Origin of the sequence: Streptococcus oralis (assembly GCF_023109315.1) — a bacterium.
GTDB lineage: Bacteria > Bacillota > Bacilli > Lactobacillales > Streptococcaceae > Streptococcus > Streptococcus oralis_BS.
Window position 1 is genome coordinate 65628 of record NZ_JALDUF010000005.1, and the last position, 6888, is coordinate 72515.

The 6888-nt window shown below is 39.3% G+C and carries 5 protein-coding genes; all 5 read right to left on the minus strand.

Translation table 11 applies throughout. The annotated features are described in order from the left end of the window. The coding region (locus tag M1F74_RS07230; RefSeq protein ID WP_247946691.1) for an isopeptide-forming domain-containing fimbrial protein at positions 1–1997 on the minus strand (1997 nt) is incomplete at its 3' end. A gap of 590 nt (positions 1998–2587) precedes the next feature. Continuing rightward, positions 2588–3934: a type I glutamate--ammonia ligase gene (glnA, locus tag M1F74_RS07235; RefSeq protein WP_247946692.1), complete on the minus strand. Its 1347-nt coding sequence runs from the start codon at positions 3932–3934 to the stop codon at positions 2588–2590. Positions 3935–3970: 36 nt separating this feature from the next. Continuing rightward, positions 3971–4327, minus strand: coding sequence for a transcriptional repressor GlnR (glnR, locus tag M1F74_RS07240; RefSeq protein WP_007519249.1), 357 nt, complete (start codon positions 4325–4327; stop codon positions 3971–3973). A gap of 76 nt (positions 4328–4403) precedes the next feature. Further along, the gene (locus M1F74_RS07245) at positions 4404–4931 is read right to left on the minus strand and encodes an FUSC family protein (RefSeq protein WP_007519247.1); all 528 of its coding nucleotides are present in this window, start codon (positions 4929–4931) and stop codon (positions 4404–4406) included. A 132-nt stretch (positions 4932–5063) separates the two neighbouring features. Further along, positions 5064–6888 (minus strand): SspB-related isopeptide-forming adhesin (locus M1F74_RS07250; RefSeq protein WP_247946693.1); only part of this gene is annotated, 1825 nt, incomplete at its 5' end.

Here is a 6888-nt window from a genome sequence, read left to right on the forward strand (position 1 = left end):
CTTGGTTGAGTCGGAGTCGCTTGACTACCATCTTTCAAGTCTGTTTGGTCTGCTGGAAGCAAGGATTTCACTTCTTGTGGAAGGTCTTTTCCTGGCGTTCCGCTTACAAATTCATGTGTTGCCTTGTAAGTTGGTGCTGGGGTAAATTCCCAAGTACCGACGAAGTGGGCATCCGCTCCATTGATGGTTTCTGATGCCTTGTCATAGGACTTAAAGCTCCATGTACCTTCTGCTGTCTTCACTTCTGTTTGACTTGGTTGAGTCGGAGTCGCTTGACTACCATCTTTCAAGTCTGTTTGGTCTGCTGGAAGCAAGGATTTCACTTCTTGCGGAAGTTCTTTTCCTGGCGTTCCGCTTACAAATTCATGTGTTGCCTTGTAAGTTGGCGCTGGAGTGAATTCCCATTTACCGATGAATTTCACATCTCCATTTTCAACAACTTCTGAAACCTTATCGTAACCTTTGAATACCCAGTTTCCTTCTGGAACAGATACTTTAGTAGTTGTTGGTTGAGTAGGATTTACAGTCGTTCCATTTGCAAGACCTGATACTTTAGCTGGTAACAAGTTTGTAACTTCTTGTGGAAGGGTCTTACCAGGTGTACCGCTCTCAAATTCATGAATCTTGTTGTAAAGTAAGGTCGTTGTTACCTTGTTTGATGCGAAATAAAGGTTATCTGGTTGCATAGCTACAATGTTTTCGATAGGTCCTGAAGCTTTGTCACCAACCTTATTATTTGTTACTGTATTATAAGTAATACGAATAGGTGTTCCGGCCTTATCTTTGTTCAAGTAGGCAGCAGCCATCTTGACAGTTACTTTTTGACCTGACTTCTCAACAGTATAGTCTGTATCCTTTGCCAACACAACACCATCTGCATCAACTGTAAGATCTTTGAAATCTAAACGATCATCAAAGGTATCAACGAAATCAAGGCTTGATAAAGCTGCAATGATTTCTTTACCTGGTTTTGGAATCTTGAAAAGAGTTTTATAAGTAACTGCCTCTCCTGCTTGTGCTGGGATTTGAGCTGGATCTACCTCCTTTTCTGGGGCAAACTGTACTTGTTCCATGTAAAGAGAGAAAGTTGCAGAGGCATAGTTCGCTGAACGGTAACCAAAGTTCATGGTGTTGTTAACTGAGCGTAGGGCTAAACCGGAAATATTATTTTCGGCCTCCGCACCACTTGTACCACCACCTGGGCCTGCATTCCAAACAGTTTTATCACCTTCTTGAACCGCTTCCAAATTATTGCGGTTGTTCATCACTCGCTTGTCAACGCTAGTGTTGTAATTGGTAACATAGAAAGCTTCCTTGGTATTCCATAGACCATTTGCATCAATATCAGTTGGTTTCATCACCAATTTCATGTCAGGTTCTGAACCATCTGAATACTTAAGTTCTGCTGTTATATCTGCATCAACCGTAAAGGTATTTTTCATGACATCGTCATGTGCCTCATCAACATATGCGATATTCCCAATTTCAAATTGGTTTGCTCCCCATAAATTAGAAACGTTGAAAAAGTTAACTGTTTTCTTATTAACATCAGCCATTTGAGCCGGAGCTTCTGAGTTGTTGATATAATGAAGAGTAACTTTATTAATCGTTAAATAAGCATCTACTTGCTTACCATTGACTGTTCCAGCATTGGTAAATTTCAAAGACAAAGGTTTATCAAAGGTTTGATCTTCCTTTTTGGTTTTATCTACCTTGAGGGTGAAATTTTCCATTGGATAACCAGGATATTTATGTTGTAGATCTCCAAAACCTGGAGCATCCATATGGTATTGCTGCACAGCAGATGACTTAGATACAACACTCATGTTATCCGTAGTTAACTGAAACTGGTAAAGACTTAGTGCAGAAAGATCTGTGTCATCCTTTATTTCTTGCGGTGCCGCAAAAAGGCCTTGAAACGGCAGTAAGAAAAACGCTAAAACAAAGGTTATCATTCCAACGATTGTCTTTTTAAGCCTGTTTTTCGACTTTATCATTCTTTTTCTCCTTATTAAATTTCTTTTTACTTTTTATGATTACACATAAAAAGAAATTTATTGCCATTCTCCATATGGTAAGAACTCCGTTATTAGTACCCAAATTAGTAGTTTTCCCAGCTAACCTACCAATTCTTATCAAAAGAGCTTGTCAATAAATGCTTTTTAGTTTAGCACTCAAAGTAAAAGTTAAAGACAAGAGTTATAGCTCTCAGAGAGACTAGTAACCCACACTCAATTATATCATTAATCAAGCATTTTGGGCAAGCACTTCATTAAATTTTTCTTAAACAAAAAAAGGTCAATTAAAAGCAGATATAAAAAATATTTACTTTTTTTGTAGTGTTACAATAGATGTGAGACAAAGTAGAAAATCGCCATTAAATACCATCGTTATAAAGAAAATCTAAACATAAACTTGATATCGCTTTCTGATATTTGTCAGAATATTCCCATTCTGATGCATAATTGTAAGCTAGATAAAAAATATGAATTACCTATATTTTCTATACTAAAATCTGTATCAAAATACATTTATAACTTTGCAAACGAAAAAAGATTGCCCATTCGGACAACCTCTTTTCTACTATTTAATACAAATCTAGATAATTATCAACTTCCCATTGCGACACAAAGGTTGCATAGCTAGCCCACTCGATACGTTTGGCTTCAAGGAAGCTCGTATAGATGTGCTCACCTAGGGCAGCCTTGACTACTTCGTCCTCAGTCAAAGCTTTCAAAGCGTTATGAAGCGTTGATGGAAGGTCTGTGATTCCAGCTTCCTTACGTTCATCAGCTGTCATGATGTAGATGTTTTCTTCGATCGGAGCTGGTGCTTCGATTTTGTTTTCAATACCGTGCAAACCAACTTCCAGAAGAACTGCCATCGCGATGTATGGGTTTGCCATTGGGTCTACCGAGCGCAATTCAAGGCGAGTTCCCATACCACGTGAAGCAGGTACGCGCACAAGCGGTGAACGATTACGTCCAGCCCATGCAATATAAACTGGCGCTTCATAACCAGGAACCAAACGTTTGTAGGAGTTAACAGTTGGGTTCATGATGGCAGTATAGTTGTAAGCGTGCTTGATCAAACCACCAAGGAAATAGTAGGCCGTTTCCGACAACTGCATGCCTCTCGGATCTTTTGGATCAAAGAAGGCATTGTTTCCTTCTGCATCAAACAAGGACATATTACAGTGCATACCTGATCCAGCAATACCAAATTTTGGTTTCGCCATAAAGGTTGCGTAAAGACCGTGTTTGCGAGCAATGGTTTTTACAACGAGTTTAAAGATTTGAATCTTATCACAGGCACGGAGGACTTCATCATACTTGAAGTCAATTTCATGTTGTCCAACCGCGACTTCGTGGTGACTTGCCTCTACTTCAAATCCCATTTTGGTCAAGACATTCACAATCTCACGACGTGTATTGTCTGCAAGATCAGTAGGGGCCAAATCAAAGTAGCCACCCTTGTCATTTACCTCAAGAGTCGGATCCCCATTTTCATCCAGTTTAAATAGGAAGAATTCTGGCTCTGGCCCAAGGTTGAAGGATTTGAATCCTACTTCTTCCATGTGACGAAGAGCACGTTTCAAATTGCCACGAGGGTCACCTGCAAATGGTTTACCTTCTGTTGTATAGACATCACAGATCAAACCTGCAACACTTCCGTTTTCATCTCCCCAAGGGAAGACTGTCCATGTATCCAAGTCTGGGTACAAGTACATATCTGACTCATTGATACGTACAAAACCTTCAATAGAAGATCCATCAAACATAGCCTTGTTTGACAAGACTTTATCTAACTGTTCATCTGTAGCAGGAATTTCGACGTTTTTCATCGTTCCCAAAATATCTGAGAACATGAGACGAATAAAGGTAACATTTTTTTCCTTGACTTCACGACGAATATCTGCAGCTGTGATTGGCATGGTTTTTCTCCTTAATATATGACTACTTGCGATTGCCTAACCGCGACCAAAAGGTGAATGTGCTGAAGCAAAGCGTCCCTGCTGGAGGAGTTCATTGTGAAGTGCGCGACGCACCTCCGTCTGACTCACCACTTTCTTGGACTTCGCCTCACGTTCAGCATATTTTTTCTTAATCGCAGCAATATTATGACCTTCAGAGATATAATCTTTGATTTCAAGCAGACGATCCATATCATTCAACGAATACATGCGACGGTTCCCTTCGTTTCGATCAGGTTTAATCAACTCTTGATCTTCATAATAACGAATCTGACGCGCCGAGAGATCGGTCAATTTCATAACACTGCCGATAGGAAAAACAGCCATATTTCGGCGAAATTCTCTTTCCTTCATTTACAATTCCCTTCCTTCTGTCTATTATAGTCTAAAAAAAAACAAACGTCAATCGATAATGTTATAAAATGTAACATTATTTTTCTTTTTTCTCTAAAAAGAGATGAATACGATCAATATCATAATTTACGAGAATTGCGACAAAAACTCCCATGAAAGTTTCCGATACACGCGCAAACACGTACAAAATTGTTTCACCGCTCGGTATTGATAGGGTAATGATTAACATAGCTGCTACACCACCAATAACCCCTGATTTATTATTCATGGCCACATTTGTCATAATGGTTAACATAGTGCAGATTGGAACAACCACCAAGGTCACCCAAAAGGCTCCGTGAAATAAGGTATTTAAGAGAAAAAAGATAAGGGCGTAGAAACCACCGATACTATTTCCTAGAATACGTGAAGTCCCAAAATGGACACTCTTATCAAAACTCTCCCTCAGACTAAAAACCGCTGTCAAAGCACCGATTTGAAGACCTTTCCAGCCAAAAAAGCCAAAAATCAAAAGAACTAGAAAAACGGCAATTCCCGTTTTAAAAGTCCGCATACCAAGTTTGAACTGTGACTTATCAAATTTATATTTTTTAAAATAACTCATAATCTCAACTTTCTTCTACCATTTTAACATAAATCAGTTGATTTTATGAGTAAAAATCAATAGGAAGCGTTTTTAATTTAGGCTATAAAAAAGAGGAAACAGAGTTCCTCTTTTCTATTTAACTTTCAGTTCTTACTTGCTTTCGTCTTCTTTTCGTTTCAACTGACCAAGCCCTAACACTCCCACTAAGGCAGCTAGACCAAGATATGGCATGTAGCTTGAATCATTTGTCCCTGTGTGAGGTAGAGTAGGGTTTCCTTTTGGATTTGGATTAGAATTAGGGGTTGTTGGCTCCTCTGGTTTCTTAGGTTCTGGGGTTGTCGTACGAACTGTATTCGAAGCGTAAGCCACCTTATTCACAGTATTTACATAAGTATTTTCAAAGGTTCCGACAGCAATTCGTTTCATTTGAATATAAGTCTCAGCCTGGAATGGAGAATCCAACTGAATCTCTTGAAGGAACTCTTCCTTAAAGCGAATAGTAATTATTCCCTTATCTTGATCATGTTCAACCTGTGTTTCAGCTGTTAAGTCTGTTCCTGACTTGATAACACGACCGTCTTTCAATCGGATGTCAACCTTGGCAAGAACTTTATAGTTTCCAGTGTATTGATCACCTTTTTGGTCATAATCATCTACAAAACTATAGTCATTCAAGTCTTCAGAATGATTTTGTGGAATCAAACCACCGATTAAACGATAATTGAAGTACTGGTTCAATGGAATTGTTTGGCCATCGATATTGTCACTACTTGGATCCATACTGATTGTCACATCTTTTTTGGGTGTGATCTTCGGAACGTTGTTGACAACTACTTCTGTAGCATAGCCATTTCCAAAATCAATTTGGTAGGCTTTGTTTTCATACTTACCACCAGTTTGACCAAATTCAGGTTTAACTGTCATCGGATCTGTGATGAGCAATGATTTTCCTGCTGCTACATAGTTCTTGTAGAATTCATCTGGATTATCAGCTGAGAAAAGTTGGAAAGTCCCCTTAACAGTGATGTTGGCTTTCTTCAGTAGCTCTTGAACCTTCTTAGGCGCAGCTTCTAAACTATCAAATTGTTGAACACTGATACCTGACACTAGGTTGCCCTCTAGATCACGAATCTTAACCAATTCTGGTTGAAGCGTTAAAGCTTCTTCTGGATAATCATCCACGTAGTAGAAACCGTTTTGAATCGATTCTTTAGAAGATTTATCTCCCTTGTATTGGTCCAAATCCCATGTGAGTTCATAGTAGTTCGTTGAACCAGCTAGAACTTCTTTGCCATCAATATTCAAACCTTGCTTGTTCTTGTTAACTTTCAAAGGCTTGATGTAGTTGTTATTTGGATTGTCAGGATCATTTGGTTTACCTGGAGTCGTTACACGAACAATGTTTGACTTGACACCGTAGGCATCGTTGACTGTCAGAGTGAAGTTATTAGTATAAGTTGCCCCATCGTTCAAGACTCGACCAACAACCGTTGGATGAAGAGTCTCAACAGGTTTAGTTAAGTCAGCATTGTATGTTGCCAATGTCTCATCAGTAGCCTTAAAGGTTACAGTGTGACTAGCTTTGTCATAGCTTGTTTCAAAACCTTTGCTTGCAGCCTTGGTTGCTTCCAAATCAAACTGATAGCCAGTTGGAAGTGGATCTACCAATACAAACGAAGTTGTTTTTGGACGTCCTGCAGTTAAAGCTTCCGTTTTCAACTCAAACTTCACTACAGACTGCTTAGCAACTAGAGTACGATTGATATCTACTCCATCCTCATTTTTAATTTCTTTATTAATCTGAGGTTGTGCAAATAGACGATTGTAATGGTAGTGAACTGTTGGCACCGCTGGTGGTGTTGGTAACTGCTTAGGAGTTGGTGCTACCGGCGGAGTTGGCAATGGATCATAATTTGGCTCTTCTGGTTTTGATGGCTCTGGTTGATCTGGAGTTTTTACCGGTGGTGTTGGCTCA